We start from the raw sequence: 14,580 nt of genomic DNA on the forward strand, positions 1-14,580 counted from the left end.
GCGACTTTTCCGCACGTTTTTATCTTCAGGTGACGCCATGACAGAACATATCCAGCCCACGACCAGACCGCAGACCAAAGAGGTTTCACGCCCCAACTGGTCGGCGGTTTTCTCCGTGGCGTTCTGCGTCGCCTGCCTGATTACCGTTGAGTTTCTGCCGGTGAGCCTGCTGACGCCGATGGCGCAGGACCTGGGCATTTCCGAAGGCGTGGCGGGGCAGTCCGTTACCGTCACCGCGTTTGTGGCGATGTTTGCCAGCCTGTTTATCACCCAGGTGATTGGCACCATCGACCGTCGCAAAGTGGTCATTCTGTTCAGCGTGCTGCTGACGCTCTCCTGCCTGCTGGTCTCCTTCGCAGAAAGCTTCACCCTGCTGCTGCTGGGCCGCGCCTGTCTGGGACTGGGGCTCGGCGGCTTCTGGGCGATGTCCGCCTCGCTGACCATGCGCCTGGTGCCAGCGCGCACCGTGCCGAAAGCGCTGTCCGTCATATTTGGCGCGGTCTCCATCGCGCTGGTGATTGCCGCGCCGCTGGGCAGCTTCCTGGGCGGGATTATCGGCTGGCGTAACGTCTTTAATGCGGCGGCGGTTATGGGCGTGCTTTGCGTTATCTGGGTGTGGAAGGCGCTGCCGTCCCTGCCTGGCGAAGCGGCGCACCACAAACAGAACATGTTTAGCCTGCTGAAGCGTCCCGGCGTGCTGGCGGGGATGACCGCGATCTTTATGTCCTTTGCCGGGCAGTTTGCTTTCTTTACCTATATCCGCCCGGTGTTTATGACCATGGCGGGCTTTGACGTAGACGGCCTGACGCTGGTGCTGCTGAGCTTCGGTATCGCCAGCTTTGTCGGTACGTCGCTTTCGTCCCAGTTCCTGAAGCGCTCCCTGAAAGTGGCGCTGGCGGGTGCGCCGCTGGTGCTGGCTGCAAGCGCCGCGGTGCTGGTGCTGTGGGGCAGCGATAAGTGGGTCGCGTCTGCCATTGCGATTATCTGGGGCTTTGCCTTTGCGCTGGTGCCGGTGGGCTGGTCGACGTGGATCACCCGCTCGCTTGCCGATCAGGCTGAAAAAGCCGGGTCGATTCAGGTGGCGGTGATCCAGCTGGCGAACACCTGCGGCGCGGCGATTGGCGGCGAGGCGCTCGACCACCTGGGGCTGACGTCACCGCTGGTGATTTCCGGTACGCTGATGCTTTTGACCGCGCTGCTGGTGGCGGGCAAGGTTAAAGCACGTTGATTGATAAATAGTCACTTCATCGATATACTTGTACCGTAACTTGTACAGGAGGGAATATGCAGGTTGTGACGTTTACCGAAGCACGAAGCCGACTCAAAGATGTGTTGGACGACGTGAATGACAACGTGGAGACAACCATCATCAGCCGCCGAAACGGGGGGGACGCGGTGGTTATGTCTCTGCAGCACTACAACTCGATGATGGAAACCATCCATCTGATGAGTTCGCCTGCTAACGCCAGCCGACTGATGGAGTCAATCGCACAGGCAAATACCGGAAAAACCACGCAGAGGGATCTGATAGATGACCAGGCTACTGATTTGGACTGATAACGGCTGGGATGATTACCTGTGGTGGCAGGAGCAGGACAAGAAAACGCTTCGCAGAATCAATAAATTGATTGAAGATGCGAAGCTTCAACCTTTCGATGGCCTGGGTAAGCCGGAACCCCTTAAAGGTAACCTTTCCGGATACTGGTCCCGTCGAATCAATGATACCGATCGTCTGGTTTACGGGGTGTCAGATAGCGCTCTTACTATTTTAATGTGCCGCTATCACTATTATTCGTAGATCACGCCGATGTCCTCACCCGTCTTCTTGAATCCATCGAAATCAGTACAACCGACGACACGATCAGCAGCGTCCCCAGCCAGTCCGGCAGGGTGAACGCCACGCCCAGCAACACCACCGACAGCAGCGCGCTGCTCAGCGGCTCGGCGCAGCTCAGAATGCTCGCCTTCGGCCCGCCTATCGTCTGCGCGCCTTTCAGATACAGGCTAAACGTCAGCGCGGTGCCAATCACCACCAGATAGAAAAACGCCAGCAGCAGGCTGCCGTCAATGACGAAGGTCGTCCCGCGCCCGGCGTAGAACGGCGTCAGCATTAACCCGGCAATCAACATACTCCAGCCGACAATCGGCAATGTGCCGTAGCGGGCGATAAGCGATGACGGATAGGTGGTGTAAAATGCGGCGGCAAACGCCGAGGCGATGCCGAAGAACAGTGCGGCAGGCGAGATGGAGAGCGAGGTTGGGTCGCCGTGGGTGACCAGCAGGAACGTTCCGACCAGCGAGGTCACAATCGCGGATAAAACAAACACGCCGGGGCGCTTTTTCCGCGCCAGCGCGAACCAGGCCACGATAATCGTTGGCGACAGAAACTGCAGAACGGTAGCGGTCGCGGCGTTGGATTTTTCAATCGTCAGCAGGAAGGTGAGCTGCACGGTGAGCGCGCCGACCAGCGAGAAAAACAGCAGGCTGAGGGCGTCTTTGCGATGCTTGATGACCGAGAAAATCTTGTCGCCGTGAACGAAGGAGAGCGTCAGCAGGATCACGCCGGTAAACAGCAGGCGAACCATGGTCAGGTAAGGCGAAGAAATGTGGCTTTTCTCCATGATGTACTGCGCGCAAACGCCGGAACTGCCCCATAAAACGGCGGCGATCAGGACGTTCAGCATCCCTTTACGTGTAGAACCCATTTTCTCCCCTGTTATGTTGGTTTTTTTCTAGCATAACATGGGATCTTTCCGGGTGGCGCTACGCTTACCCGGCCTACAAAACCTTGTAGGCCCGTGCAAGCGCAGCGCCGCCGGGCGAAACAAACGGCGCTGTACTAGAACCACGCCTCCCACATCGCGCCGACGTTGAAGTCGTCGAGCGTTTCGTCTTTGGTGTTGTTCACGCGCGCGGTGCGTGCGTTATCCACTTTGCCGCCGGTCACGTAGAAGCGCAGCATCGGACGGAACTCTGGCCCCATGGCGATAGACATGTTCTGCGACAGGGTCAGCTTCCAGCCCTTGTTGTCGCCGCCGTTGTCGTAGTCAACGTGCTGCCAGCCTGCTTCCAGCCAGGTGGAGTGAACGTCGTTCCACCAGTGCATCGGACGCACGATGGCGTTGTAGTTCTTACGGTTATCGGTCTTATCGCGGCTGTTGTCGTAGTCGTGGAAGGCGAGGATGTACTCCACCTGCGTGGCCTGGGTGAATTTGTACAGCCCTTCGAAACTGGCGTAGACCGTGGTCAGGTCTTCGGTTTTATTGAACACGCTGTTGTCCGAATTATCGGAGTAGCGGGCGATCACCTTGTTCACGCCGCTGTCGTTGGTGTGGCTCAGCACCACGCCGCCCTGCCACGCGTTCAGACGTTCGTCGCTCTCCACCGCTTTGGAGTCAAAGCCGTAGTTGGCGTAAAGCTCCATGTCGATCGGGCCGAGCTTCATGCCGTGGATTTTTGAGGTCGCGGCGTAGTTGCCTTTGTCGCCCGTGCCGGACCCGCCGGTACAGGTGATGCGCGACGGGTTGGCTTCATCTTCCATCACTTCCGGGCTACAGGATTCCACCGCCGCCACGGCGGCGACGTCAAACTGCACGCCGCCGATATCGAAGTTCTTCACCCCGGCGCCCTGGCCGTCGTGGTTCATCCAGAAGTAATCGTTGATGCCCTGCTGCGGACGCTGGTGGAAGTCACGACCGGCCCAGAAATAGGCGTTCGGGTTGGAGGCCATAATGTTGGTCACCCCTGCGTAGGCTTTTTTCAGGTTAACTTCGTCGCCCCAGTGGTCGATCATCACGTTGATATCCCAGATGGCGCCGTTTTCGCCTTTAAAGGCCTTGGAAAGCTGGAATTCCCCGCCGTTGCCTTCGTTGCCCAGACGACCAATGGCGGACGCGCCGTTGTATGAACCGTCCACCGCCACGTATTTCTGATCGGCGGCCTGGAAGTGCGCGCCGTATCGGGCGTAGCCGGTAAATTTAACCCCAAACGGAATCGCCATATCCGGAGATTGCGCCGCGCTTTGCGGCTCGGTCACCACGTCCGCTTTTTTCGCGACGGCAGCATCCATTTTGGCCTGACGTTCAGCCAGGGCTTTATCCACCGCTTTCGCCACAATGGCGTCGATTTGTTCCTGCGTGAATTCCTGTGCGAGCACGGAAATTGGGCAAAGCGCGGCGATAACCGCCATGGTTAATGGAAGTTTTTTAATCGTATTCATGGTTATCTCAATATAGTTTAATTTTATTCAGACAATAACCATCCCGCTCCGATCTGACAGAATATGTCGCTATCATCAGAACAAGTGGATTTCTAGTTTTAGGTACAGAGGTGTTACATTAATTTATTTCGACATAGGCTATCTCTGATATAAATGAATAATTTCTTCGGACAATTCACGTGCTAATAAGGAATTCATTAAGTGATCCTGCGCGTGAACCATGATTAACGTCATCGGCTGACGGCCTTCGCCCGCATCCTGCTCGATCAGTTTGGTCTGCATCTTGTGCGCCTGGCGCGCGTAGCCATCGGCTTCGCGCAGCAGGCTTTTGGCCTCGTCAATGTTTCCCTGACGCGCGGCGTGCAGGGCTTCAAAGCACAGGCTGCGGGACTGCCCGGCATTGACGATAATTTCCATTACGGCTTCTTCTAATGCGATCATAATCATGACTCTTTTTCAAAACTATTATTTAACGCGGTGGCGGCAAACCACTCCCCGCTTTTCTTAATGGTGCGTTTCTGCGTCTCTAAATCGAGCTGGATAAATCCGTAGCGATTTTTATACGCGTTGCACCACGACCAGTTATCTATAAACGTCCACATATGGTAGCCAAGACAATTACACCCTTCGCTAATCCCTTTATGCAGCCAGGCTAAATGTTCGGAAATAAACTCGATGCGGTATTGATCGTTAATCTGACCATTTTCAATAAAACGCTGCTCATTTTCGACGCCCATGCCGTTTTCGGAAATAAAGCAGCGAGGGTTGCCGTAGTTGTCGCGCAGGTTAATCAGAATATCGTAGATACCCGGCTCGTGGATTTCCCAGCCGCGGTGCGGATTCATCTTGCGGCCCGGCATCTCGTAATTATCAAAGAACCACTCCGGCATAAACGGCGCCTGCGGGTTCACCGCGCTGTCGCGACACTTCACGCGACGCGGCTGATAGTAGTTGATGCCGAGCAGATCGATTTTCCCTTCCGCAATCAGGAAACCATCTTCCGGCTTGCAGGAGGGTAATTGATCGTAGGATTTTAGCAGCGCCACCAGATCCGCCGGGTATTCGCCGCGCAGGACCGGGTCAAGGAAGCTGCGGTTAAACATCAGATCCGCAACGTGCGCCGCCTTCACGTCTGCCGGGTTCTGCGAGCGCGGATACGACGGCGTCAGGTTCAACACGATGCCGATCTCCCCCGCGTAGTGCCCGGCGCGGTAGGCCTGAACCGCCTTCGCATGGGCCAGCACCGTGTGATACGCCACGGTGGCTGCCCGACGAAAATCCACTACGTTCGGGTAGTGGAAGTCGTACAGATAACCGCCTTCCACCGGCACGATCGGCTCGTTGAAGGTAAACCAGTGCAGCACGCGATCGCCGAACAGCTCGAAGCAAATCTGCGCGTAACGGGCGTACGCGTCCACCACGTCGCGGTTTTCCCAGCCGCCTATTTCCTGCATCGCCATCGGCATGTCGAAATGGAACAGAGTGATAAACGGCGTGATACCCTGTTCGTTCAGCTCGTCAATGACCTGATTATAAAAATCGACCGCGTCCGGGTTCACTTCACCGATACCGTCGGGGATCAGGCGCGCCCAGCTAATCGAGGTGCGAAAGCTGTTGTGGTTCAGCTGTTTCAACAGCTGAATGTCCGTTTTCCAGTGCTGATAAAACGTGGAGGTCTGCTGTGGCCCCACGCCGTTGTGAAAACGGTTCGGCTCGCGGGCAAACCAGTAATCCCACGTGGTTTCCCCCTCTCTTGCCCCTTCCGTCTGGAGAGCGGAGCTTGCGCTGCCCCACCAGAAGTTATCGGGAAATGCGTATTTCATGACTCTTCCTCTTTGACTTAATTGCTGGCGGTCTCGGCGGCACCGACGGTTGCCTGGGCCTTCTGCTCTTCGTTTTTGATGAGCGTACGCTCATAGGCGCGCAGGAACGGCAGGTACATCAGCGCGGACATCACCATACAGACCAGGCACATCACCACCGGGCTCAACGCCCAGTTCGCCGCCCACGAGGCGCCGATCGGTGCAGGGGTAGTCCATGGGGTCAATGACACAACCTGTGCCAGCCAGCCGAGCTTGGTTGCCGCGTACGCCAGACAGGCGTTGACCAGCGGAACGAACACGAACGGGATAAACAGCATCGGGTTCATGATGATCGGCGCGCCGAACAGAATTGGCTCGTTGATGTTAAAGAAGCTTGGCACAACGCCCATTTTGCCGATGGTGCGCAGGTGGGTAACGCGGCTGCGCAGCAGCAGGAACGCCAGCGGCAGTGTGGAGCCGACGCCGCCAATCAGCAGGTAGTGATCCCAGAAGCCCTGCAGGTAAACGTGCGGCAGCGCCGCGCCTGCTGCCAGTGCCGCCTGGTTTGCCGAGAGGTTTGCCATCCAGAACGGGTTCATGATGCCGGTAACGATCAGCGAGCCGTGGATACCCGCAAACCAGAAGATCTGGCACAGCAGCACGGAGAGCAGAATGGCGGGCAGGGAGTCAGAGGCGGACACTAGCGGCTCCAGCAGGTGCATAATCGCCTGCGGGATAATCATCCCGGTCTGCGCTTCAATGAACAGGTTCAGCGGATGCAGCGTGCCGATCACCACCATCACCGGGATCAGGATCTCAAACGAGCGCGCCACGCCGGTTGGCACTTCCTTCGGCAGACGAATGGTGACATTGTTCTGCTTCAGCCATGCGTAAACGCGGGTGGCGTAAATCGCGGTGATCAGCGCGGTGAAGATGCCCTGACCGGAGAGATACTGGGTCGAGATTTTGCCATCGGCATACGGCGCGGCGACCAGCAGGAAGGCCATAAAGGCCAGCAGGCCGGACATCACCGGGTCGAGGTTAAACTGACGTCCCAGGCTCGCCCCAATCCCCACCGAGATGAAGAAGGTCATAACGCCCATGCTGAGGTTAAACGGCAGCATCAGCTGCTCGCGGTAGGTCTGGGAGAAATCCAGCCAGCCGCGGGCGAAGCTGTTGGTGGTATCCGCCGAGAACGGTGGGAAGATGAACACCAGCATAAACGAGCCGATGATCATGAACGGCAGCGCGGCGGTAAAGCCGTCGCGGATGGCAATCACATACTTTTGCTGGCCGAGCTTCGCGGCCAGCGGGGTAATTGACTGCTCAATCACCGCGACCATGGATTGATATAACGAACTCATGTGAACACCTTTTAGTGTGCCGCTTCGATGAGCGACAGAGCATAGTCCAGTACTTTATCGCCACGCTGCATGCCGTAGTCCATCATGTCGATGGGCTGTACCGGAATGCCATGCGTCGCCGCCTTGTCTGAGAGTGTCTGTAACATGTATTTCACTTGCGGTCCGAGAAGGACAACCTGGTATTGCGGAAACTGCGTATCAAATTCGGAAACACCGTACGCATCAATCTTCACCGGCAAACCACGTTCTTTCGCGACATCGACCATTTTGCTGACCAACAGGCTGGTGGACATCCCGGCAGAGCAGCACAGCATAATCTTGAACATCGACAACCATCCTCTAAATGTAAAAAGTTATTGCGAGGATGATTGGACATTATACGGAAACCGGTTTCCATTTATAAAAAGCAGAACTGTGATAGCCATCAAGATCCAATACTTATGAGGCTAATTAACCGGATGTGTGTCACATAATTTGGCTGGTTTGACAGCATTTTGAGTGGAAACGGAAAATCGGTTTCCATGGAAAACGGAAACGGATATACTCCGTTCTGGCTATAATGTGAGCCGAAGCGGTGATGGAATTTGCAGGCGCGAGGTAAGCCTGCCAGGGGAAAAAGATGTCGACAATCAATGATGTATCACGTCTTGCCGGGGTGTCTAAAGCCACGGTTTCGCGAGTGTTGAGTGGGTCGCGTGGCGTTAAGGAAGCCAGCCGTCAGGCCGTTCTGAAAGCTGTGGATGAGCTGAACTATCGTCCCAACGTGATTGCCCAGTCGCTGCTGAGCCAGTCGACGGGCTGCATTGGGGTCATTTGCGCGCAGGAGAATATTAACCAGACCACCGGTTATCTGTACGCGCTGGAAAAACAGCTCAGCCAGCATCAAAAACACCTGCTGCTGCGTTTCGCGCACAGCAAAGCGGAAGTGATGAACGCCCTTGAAGAACTTTCCTGCGGGCTTTGTGATGACATCCTGGTGATCGGCGCCCGTTTCCCGCTGGACGTCGACATGGACAACGTCATTTTGGTGGACTGCATGGATTCTGATAATTCCAACAGCATCCAGTTCGATCACGCTTTTGCCGCAGAAACTGCCTGTAACTATCTCACCAGCCAGGGGCGTCGCCAGATTGCGCTGATCCACCCCCACGGCAGCGGTTTTGCCGACCAGGTGCTGCTCGGCTACAAGCACGCGCTGGAGAAAAATTTCCTGCCCTTTAATCGCAACCTGGTCTTTATGGACGCGACGTCTTCGTCCGTTGCGCTGCAGGAGCTGCTTAATAACGCCAGCACGCTGAACTTCAACGCGCTGCTGGTGGCGGACGAGCAGGAAGCCCAGCGGGTGATCCCGCAGCTGCAGGCGTTTAATAAATCGGTGCCGGATGACATCATGGTCTTTAGCCTTGCCGGATCGCTGCACCTGCCGGGTATTCCGGTGATCCCGGCGATTGAATATTCCATGGATGCCATGGCGGCGCGTATCGTGAGCTGGCTGACGGAGAAAACGCAGATGCTGGGCTCGTATGTGCTGCGCGGAGATTTAATTATTCCGGATGTGCGTAAGCGTTAAACATATTTTCCAGGCCGGGTAAGCGCAGCGCCACCCGGCAAGCAGCATTCAATAATCTTCCATACAGTCCACCTGACCAATCGCCCCCCAGTAGGCGTCCAGGTTGTCGCGCTTCACGGCGGTAATGGCATTTTTGATTAGCAGCTGATTGGCCTCGGACGACAAAATCATCTCCTGCCAGGCTTTATCGCTCTGCTTTTTCTGTGGCGTACAGGTTTTCTTAATATCTTTCAGGACCTGCTGTTTTATTTGCGCCTCTTTCGCGGGATCGTCCTTTTCCTGAGCATGGACAAACGCGGCGAACAGCAGACAAACCAGCAGGCAGACAAGGTGTGCAGCTTTCATCAACAATCCCCTTTTGACGTCACAGGCTTCCCATGAAATATATCGTTACATTCAGTGTAGCGACGCCAGCCGAAAGTATGAATTTTCTCCGTAAAGTATCTGTGAGATAGTCAAACAGCACACAAAAACAGGGAGAACGTCATGCAACTGAGCATTACCAATACGGTTACGCAGCAGGAAAAAGAAGAGTTATTCGTTGGGCTGCGTGCCTACAACGCGCAATTTTTGGATATGGCGACCTTTAGCGGCGACGTTGGCGTTTACGTGCGTGACGATAATGGCGCCATGCTGGGCGGGTTAATCGGTGTGCGTAAAGGCGACTGGCTGAATATCGACTATCTCTGGGTGAGCGAGACCGTGCGCGGATCCGGCGTTGGCAGCCAGCTCATCAGAACGGCCGAAGAGGAAGCCAGACGCAAAGGCTGCAAGCACGCGCTGGTCGATACCGTCAGCTTCCAGGCGCGGCCGTTCTATGAAAAACAGGGGTACCAGCTGCAAATGTCTTTGCAGGATTATCCTTATCCGGGCATGCAGCGACATTACCTGGCGAAAGCCCTTTAAGCTTTGAATCCGTAGGCTGGGTAAGCGCAGCGCCACCCGGCCATAGCCGCATATAACTTATCCTTCTTATTGATTCTTTTTCGGTTTTTATTTCACCGCCTCGTTGTCGATATAGTCACTACAACATTCAGCAAAAGGAACTGTCTTGTGAAACGTCGATTGGGTGCTCTGGTACTGGCTGGCCTGCTGCTGGCAGGGTGCGATCAAAGTGGCAACGATGCCAAACACATTAAAGTCGGCGTCATCAACGGCGCCGAGCAGGACGTGGCGGAAGTCGCCAAAAAGGTGGCAAAAGAGAAATATGGCCTGGACGTGGAGCTGGTAGGCTTCAGCGGCTCGCTGTTGCCTAACGATGCCACCAACCAGGGGGAACTGGATGCCAACGTCTTCCAGCATCGCCCGTTCCTTGCAGAGGATAACAAGGCGCATGGCTACAAGCTGGTGGCCGTGGCGAACACCTTTGTTTTCCCGATGGCTGGCTATTCCCGCAAAATCAAATCCGTCTCTGATCTGAAGGACGGGGCGACCATTGCCATTCCAAACGACCCGACCAACCTCGGCCGCGCGCTGCTGCTGTTGCAAAAAGAGAAGCTCATCACCCTGAAGCCGGACACCGGGCTGCTGCCAACGGCGCTGGATATTACCGCCAACCCTAAACAGCTGAAAATCATGGAGCTCGAAGGGGCGCAGCTGCCGCGCGTGCTGGACGACCCGAAAGTCGATGTCGCCATCATCAGCACCACCTATATCCAACAAACCGGGCTGTCGCCGGTGCATGACAGCGTCTTTATCGAAGACAAAAACTCGCCGTACGTGAACATCGTGGTGACGCGCGAAGACAACAAAGACGCCGAGAACGTGAAGGAATTTATCCAGTCGTATCAGTCGCCTGAAGTGGCGAAAGCGGCGGAGACGATCTTTAACGGTGGGGCGGTGCCAGGCTGGTAAACAATCTGATGGAAAAAGGTTTGCTTAAATTGGCCCGATTCCATCGGTAATCGCCCTTTAACCCACAGCATGACGCGCGACGGCTGGCTATCCTCCTTATCACACCAACCGGAGGATAGCCCATGAACATCACCCACATTCGCAACGCCACCCAGCTGATTACCTACGCCGGAAAACGTCTTTTAATCGACCCGATGCTGGCCCCTAAGGGCGCTTATCCGGGCTTTCCCGGCACGGCGTATGCCGAACGCCGTAACCCGACGGTTGAACTCCCCGTTGACATCAACACGCTGCTGGACGCCGACGCGGTGATCGTCACCCATACTCATGACGATCACTGGGATCGCGCCGCGGCAGAGCTGATCGCCAAAGATAAGCCGATCTACGTGCAAAACGAACTTGACGCCGCGCTGCTGCGCAGCCAGGGGTTTAGCAACCTGACGATCATGACCGACGCGACCTTCTTCGGCGATATTCAGATTACGAAAACCCATGGCGGGCAGCACGGGACCGATCGCGCATATGCTGTGCCCGAACTGGCGGAGCGGCTGGGCGAGGCCTGTGGCGTGGTGCTCCGCCATCCTGATGAGAAGACGCTCTATCTTGCCGGGGATACCGTCTGGCGTGACGAAGTGGCGGCCGATCTGCAAAAGCATCAGCCGGACGTGGTGGTGCTGAACGCCGGCTATGCTCACGTCATTGGCTTTGGGCCCATTATTATGGGGCAGGAGGACGTGCTCAACGTCCATTTCCTGCTGCCGCAGGCCAAAATTGTGGCGAGCCATATGGAAGCCATTAACCACTGCCTGTTAACCCGCAGCGCGCTGCGTGAGTACGTTGAAGCCAACCAGGTGAGTGACGCAGTGAGCATTCCCCTGGATGGCGAAACCGTTATATTCTGAGTATCTAAAAGGGAAAGGAGAGACAAATGCCGCTAGCCAACGTCGCGATTGTCGCGGTAGACGGGTTCAGCCCGTTCCACTACTCCGTTCCCTGCATTCTGTTTGGCGACTCGGTCTCCGGAGAAAAGCGCTTTAACGTGACGATCTGCGCCGAAACGCCGGGATTCCTCACCTCAAAAGACGGATTTGCCCTCAACGCCACGCAGGATTTTACCGCCATTGGGCAGGCCGATATTGTTGTCGTTCCCTACTGGCAGCACGTTCTTGAACGCCCGCCGCAGTCGCTGCTCGACAGCCTGGTGCAGGCGAGAGACCGCGGCGCAGAAATCGTCGGGCTGTGTCTGGGGTCGTTTGTGCTGGCCTGGGCGGGGATCCTCGACGGTAAGCGTGCGGCCACCCACTGGGAGTTCGAACGTCAGTTTCAGTCCCTCTTCCCGAACGTTCGACTGGATATTAATGCCCTTTACGTGGATGACGGCAATATCATTACCTCTGCCGGGACTGCCGCCGCGCTGGACTGCTGCCTGTATATCATTCGCCAGCGCTTTGGCAGCGTGGTCGCCAACCAGATTGCCCGCCGTATGATTGTACCGCCCCACCGCGAGGGCGGTCAGGCGCAGTTCATCGCCCAGCCGGTTCCCAAAGATACCCGCGACGGACGCATTAACTGCCTGATCGACTATCTTCAGCAGCACATCACCGAACCGCATAGTCTGGACTCGCTGGCGGAGGTCGTCTCGATGAGCCGCCGCACCCTGACCCGCCATTTTGTTAACGCTACGGGGATGAGCGTCGCCGACTGGCTGACCGCCGAACGCCTGCGGCGCAGCCAGATCCTGCTGGAAGCCGGAAATATGCCGATTGAGCGCGTGGCTGAGCTGGTGGGATTTAATTCCGCCATCACCTGGCGACAGCAGTTTAAGGCTCGTTTTGGGGTGAGCCCTGCGGAATGGAGAAAAACCTTTCGTCTTCACAGCTAGTTTATTTGGGCTAACTCAAGATTTAAGGCTTAGTTAAATAATTTATTATTTTTTCTTAATCGACCTCTCATTTTTCTAAAAAAATATTTTATTTGATGAGCCCTAACGCAAATTAGATATACTCGCATTAAGAATGCTCTTATATTTCGAAAATATTAATAGCGAATAATTTTGTGGCATGGATGAATAGCAATAAAATAAAAAAGAGAATAATTTCATTAGCAAATTATATTATTTTTATCTTATCGGTTGCGCTTTTTTCAGCGAGCGCTAACGCTGCCCCCTTGTCTCCAGCCGATCGCGATTCCATCCAGCAGCAACAGCAGCAGCTTTTATTACAGAACCAGCAACAGCGTGAGGAGCTGGAGCGGAGTATTCCTCGTCCCGCGCCCGCCAGACCGCTGCCTGTTACCGGCTCCGGACCCTGTTTCACCATTCATACCATTACCCTTTCCGGTGCGACCTTAATCTCCCCGAAAACCCGGCAGACCCTTGTCGCGCCGTGGCAGGGCCGCTGTCTGGATATGGCAAAAATAACGGAACTTCTCGCCCATATTTCTGACTGGTATATCAGCCGGGGATATATCACCAGCCGCGCTTTTCTTACCGAGCAGGATCTCTCCGGCGGTCAGCTGAATATTGTGGTGCTGGAAGGCAGACTGGAAGCGATCCGTCTGGAAGGCGAAACGCCGCACATGCTGAAAATGGCGTTTCCGGGACGGGTCGGCGGCATCCTTAATTTACGCGACATCGAACAGGGCATGGAGCAAATTAACCGTTTGCGTGCCGAACCGGTTCAGATTGAAATTCTTCCGGGAACGCAGGCCGGATATTCCATCGTTAACCTCACGGCAAAACCGGAATTTCCCTTAAGTGCATCGGTAAGCCTGGATAATAGCGGGCAGAAGAGCACCGGTGAAAATCAGCTGAATGGCGTGCTCACCGCGAATAATATGCTGGGGCTGGCGGATAAATGGTTTGTCAGCGGCGGGCGCAGCAGCGATTTTGCCAGCGCGTACGATGCGCAGAACTTCCAGGCGGGCGTCAGCGTGCCGTTTGGCTACGGATTACTGGACTACAGCTACGCCTGGAGTAACTACCGGACCACCATCAGTAACCAGGGCTTCAACTGGCTCTCCACGGGCGATACGAAAACCCACCGCGTTAACGCGTCCTGGGTGGTCTTCCGCAACGGGGAGGTGAAAACCGGCATTGCGGCTGGCGTGGTTCAGCGCTCCAGCCGCAACTGGCTCAACGACGCGCCGCTTCAGAGCAGCACGCGCAACCTCTCCAGCCTGGTTCTGGGCATTACGCACACGCAAAAAATGCTGGGCGGCGTGGCGACCTTCAACCCGACCTGGAGCCACGGCATGCCGTGGTTCAGTGCCGAAACCGACGAAGATAAGTCCGGGGATATGCCGCGCGCGGAATTCCGTAAATGGAGCCTGAACGCCAGCTTCCAGCGTCCTGTCGCCCGTAACGCCTGGTGGCTGACCAGCGCCTACGGCCAGTGGTCGCCCGACCGGCTGTACGGCTCTGAGCGCCTGACGCTCGGCGGCGAAAGCTCCGTGCGCGGTTTTAAGGAGCAGTACCTGTCCGGGGACAACGGCGGCTACTGGCGCAACGAGCTGGGGTATTCCCTCTTCACCCTTCCGGTGATTGGCGCGGTGAGCGCAACGGTCGCCGTTGACGGCGGCTGGCTGGAAAAAGACCGTCAGGACCGCTTTGCCTCCGGCACGCTGTGGGGAGGCTCGGTGGGGCTGAGCAGCGCAGGGCGCTGGTACAGCAGCCAGATTTCGGTCGGGACGCCCCTGCACTACCCCGACTGGCTCGGCCCGGATCATGTGAGCGTTAACTGGCGCATTGCCTTCATGCTTTAAGAGACTCTA

16 protein-coding genes are annotated in these 14,580 nt (G+C 56.1%); 9 read left to right on the forward strand and 7 right to left on the reverse strand.

Annotated elements, in window-relative coordinates; genetic code table 11:
• Positions 1–37 precede the first annotated feature (37 nt).
• The 3 genes from nepI to USH94_RS13325 are packed head-to-tail and all read left to right on the forward strand — an operon-like array spanning position 38 to position 1,798.
• Complete coding sequence (nepI, locus tag USH94_RS13315; protein WP_111964261.1) at positions 38–1,228, forward strand: purine ribonucleoside efflux pump NepI; 1,191 nt, start codon at positions 38–40, stop codon at positions 1,226–1,228.
• Positions 1,229–1,284: 56 nt separating this feature from the next.
• Complete coding sequence (locus USH94_RS13320) at positions 1,285–1,557, forward strand: type II toxin-antitoxin system Phd/YefM family antitoxin (RefSeq protein ID WP_041911702.1); 273 nt, start codon at positions 1,285–1,287, stop codon at positions 1,555–1,557.
• A complete protein-coding gene (locus tag USH94_RS13325; protein ID WP_111964262.1) occupies positions 1,532–1,798 on the forward strand; it encodes a Txe/YoeB family addiction module toxin in 267 nt (88 codons plus the stop codon). The genes USH94_RS13320 and USH94_RS13325 overlap by 26 nt, the downstream gene beginning before the upstream one ends.
• A gap of 1 nt (position 1,799) precedes the next feature.
• Here USH94_RS13325 and USH94_RS13330 read toward each other — a convergent pair whose 3' ends face one another.
• The 6 genes from USH94_RS13330 to USH94_RS13355 form a co-directional block, all read right to left on the reverse strand.
• Positions 1,800–2,705, reverse strand: coding sequence for a DMT family transporter (locus USH94_RS13330; RefSeq protein ID WP_111964263.1), 906 nt, complete (start codon positions 2,703–2,705; stop codon positions 1,800–1,802).
• 134 nt (positions 2,706–2,839) lie between these two features.
• Complete coding sequence (locus USH94_RS13335; protein ID WP_111964264.1) at positions 2,840–4,219, reverse strand: carbohydrate porin; 1,380 nt, start codon at positions 4,217–4,219, stop codon at positions 2,840–2,842.
• A 138-nt stretch (positions 4,220–4,357) separates the two neighbouring features.
• Positions 4,358–4,660, reverse strand: a complete 303-nt coding sequence (locus USH94_RS13340) for a PTS lactose/cellobiose transporter subunit IIA (protein ID WP_029741865.1) — start codon at positions 4,658–4,660, stop codon at positions 4,358–4,360.
• 2 nt (positions 4,661–4,662) lie between these two features.
• Positions 4,663–6,042 (reverse strand): glycoside hydrolase family 1 protein, encoded by a 1,380-nt coding sequence (locus tag USH94_RS13345; protein WP_111964265.1) that lies wholly within the window; start codon positions 6,040–6,042, stop codon positions 4,663–4,665.
• A 17-nt stretch (positions 6,043–6,059) separates the two neighbouring features.
• A complete protein-coding gene (locus USH94_RS13350) occupies positions 6,060–7,385 on the reverse strand; it encodes a PTS sugar transporter subunit IIC (RefSeq protein WP_023309840.1) in 1,326 nt (441 codons plus the stop codon).
• 11 nt (positions 7,386–7,396) lie between these two features.
• Positions 7,397–7,711, reverse strand: coding sequence for a PTS sugar transporter subunit IIB (locus USH94_RS13355; protein ID WP_032644367.1), 315 nt, complete (start codon positions 7,709–7,711; stop codon positions 7,397–7,399).
• Positions 7,712–8,004: 293 nt separating this feature from the next.
• Between USH94_RS13355 and USH94_RS13360 the strand changes: the two genes are divergently transcribed.
• Positions 8,005–8,955 carry a LacI family DNA-binding transcriptional regulator gene (locus USH94_RS13360; protein WP_111964266.1) on the forward strand — a complete coding sequence of 317 codons (951 nt, stop codon included), beginning with the start codon at positions 8,005–8,007 and terminating at the stop codon, positions 8,953–8,955.
• 48 nt (positions 8,956–9,003) lie between these two features.
• On the opposite strand, the gene USH94_RS13365 is transcribed toward USH94_RS13360, so the two are convergent.
• Complete coding sequence (locus USH94_RS13365; protein WP_023309843.1) at positions 9,004–9,300, reverse strand: YicS family protein; 297 nt, start codon at positions 9,298–9,300, stop codon at positions 9,004–9,006.
• 141 nt (positions 9,301–9,441) lie between these two features.
• On the opposite strand from USH94_RS13365, the gene USH94_RS13370 reads away from it, so the two are divergent.
• The 5 genes from USH94_RS13370 to USH94_RS13390 all read left to right on the forward strand — a co-directional run bounded on the left by USH94_RS13370 (position 9,442) and on the right by USH94_RS13390 (position 14,571).
• Entirely contained in the window at positions 9,442–9,861 is a 420-nt protein-coding gene (locus tag USH94_RS13370) for a GNAT family N-acetyltransferase (RefSeq protein ID WP_111964267.1), read from the forward strand.
• Between the two features lie 147 nt (positions 9,862–10,008).
• The gene (gene nlpA, locus USH94_RS13375; RefSeq protein ID WP_111964268.1) at positions 10,009–10,809 is read left to right on the forward strand and encodes a lipoprotein NlpA; all 801 of its coding nucleotides are present in this window, start codon (positions 10,009–10,011) and stop codon (positions 10,807–10,809) included.
• Between the two features lie 122 nt (positions 10,810–10,931).
• Complete coding sequence (locus USH94_RS13380) at positions 10,932–11,711, forward strand: MBL fold metallo-hydrolase (protein ID WP_111964269.1); 780 nt, start codon at positions 10,932–10,934, stop codon at positions 11,709–11,711.
• A gap of 26 nt (positions 11,712–11,737) precedes the next feature.
• Positions 11,738–12,691: a GlxA family transcriptional regulator gene (locus USH94_RS13385; RefSeq protein ID WP_111964270.1), complete on the forward strand. Its 954-nt coding sequence runs from the start codon at positions 11,738–11,740 to the stop codon at positions 12,689–12,691.
• Between the two features lie 182 nt (positions 12,692–12,873).
• The gene (locus USH94_RS13390) at positions 12,874–14,571 is read left to right on the forward strand and encodes a ShlB/FhaC/HecB family hemolysin secretion/activation protein (protein ID WP_111964271.1); all 1,698 of its coding nucleotides are present in this window, start codon (positions 12,874–12,876) and stop codon (positions 14,569–14,571) included.
• Positions 14,572–14,580: the final 9 nt, after the last annotated feature.

This window comes from Enterobacter sp. 148H3 (assembly GCF_034107425.1).
Lineage (GTDB): Bacteria > Pseudomonadota > Gammaproteobacteria > Enterobacterales > Enterobacteriaceae > Enterobacter > Enterobacter vonholyi.

What these genes read in the sequence shown, in the direction of transcription:
- nepI (WP_111964261.1), top strand. Translation starts at nt 38, where the DNA reads ATGACAGAACATATCCAGCCCACGACCAGACCGCAGACCAAAGAGGTT.
- USH94_RS13320 (WP_041911702.1), top strand. Translation starts at nt 1,285, where the DNA reads ATGCAGGTTGTGACGTTTACCGAAGCACGAAGCCGACTCAAAGATGTG.
- USH94_RS13325 (WP_111964262.1), top strand. Translation starts at nt 1,532, where the DNA reads ATGACCAGGCTACTGATTTGGACTGATAACGGCTGGGATGATTACCTG.
- USH94_RS13330 (WP_111964263.1), bottom strand. Translation starts at nt 2,705, where the DNA reads ATGGGTTCTACACGTAAAGGGATGCTGAACGTCCTGATCGCCGCCGTT.
- USH94_RS13335 (WP_111964264.1), bottom strand. Translation starts at nt 4,219, where the DNA reads ATGAATACGATTAAAAAACTTCCATTAACCATGGCGGTTATCGCCGCG.
- USH94_RS13340 (WP_029741865.1), bottom strand. Translation starts at nt 4,660, where the DNA reads ATGATCGCATTAGAAGAAGCCGTAATGGAAATTATCGTCAATGCCGGG.
- USH94_RS13345 (WP_111964265.1), bottom strand. Translation starts at nt 6,042, where the DNA reads ATGAAATACGCATTTCCCGATAACTTCTGGTGGGGCAGCGCAAGCTCC.
- USH94_RS13350 (WP_023309840.1), bottom strand. Translation starts at nt 7,385, where the DNA reads ATGAGTTCGTTATATCAATCCATGGTCGCGGTGATTGAGCAGTCAATT.
- USH94_RS13355 (WP_032644367.1), bottom strand. Translation starts at nt 7,711, where the DNA reads ATGTTCAAGATTATGCTGTGCTGCTCTGCCGGGATGTCCACCAGCCTG.
- USH94_RS13360 (WP_111964266.1), top strand. Translation starts at nt 8,005, where the DNA reads ATGTCGACAATCAATGATGTATCACGTCTTGCCGGGGTGTCTAAAGCC.
- USH94_RS13365 (WP_023309843.1), bottom strand. Translation starts at nt 9,300, where the DNA reads ATGAAAGCTGCACACCTTGTCTGCCTGCTGGTTTGTCTGCTGTTCGCC.
- USH94_RS13370 (WP_111964267.1), top strand. Translation starts at nt 9,442, where the DNA reads ATGCAACTGAGCATTACCAATACGGTTACGCAGCAGGAAAAAGAAGAG.
- USH94_RS13380 (WP_111964269.1), top strand. Translation starts at nt 10,932, where the DNA reads ATGAACATCACCCACATTCGCAACGCCACCCAGCTGATTACCTACGCC.
- USH94_RS13385 (WP_111964270.1), top strand. Translation starts at nt 11,738, where the DNA reads ATGCCGCTAGCCAACGTCGCGATTGTCGCGGTAGACGGGTTCAGCCCG.
- USH94_RS13390 (WP_111964271.1), top strand. Translation starts at nt 12,874, where the DNA reads ATGAATAGCAATAAAATAAAAAAGAGAATAATTTCATTAGCAAATTAT.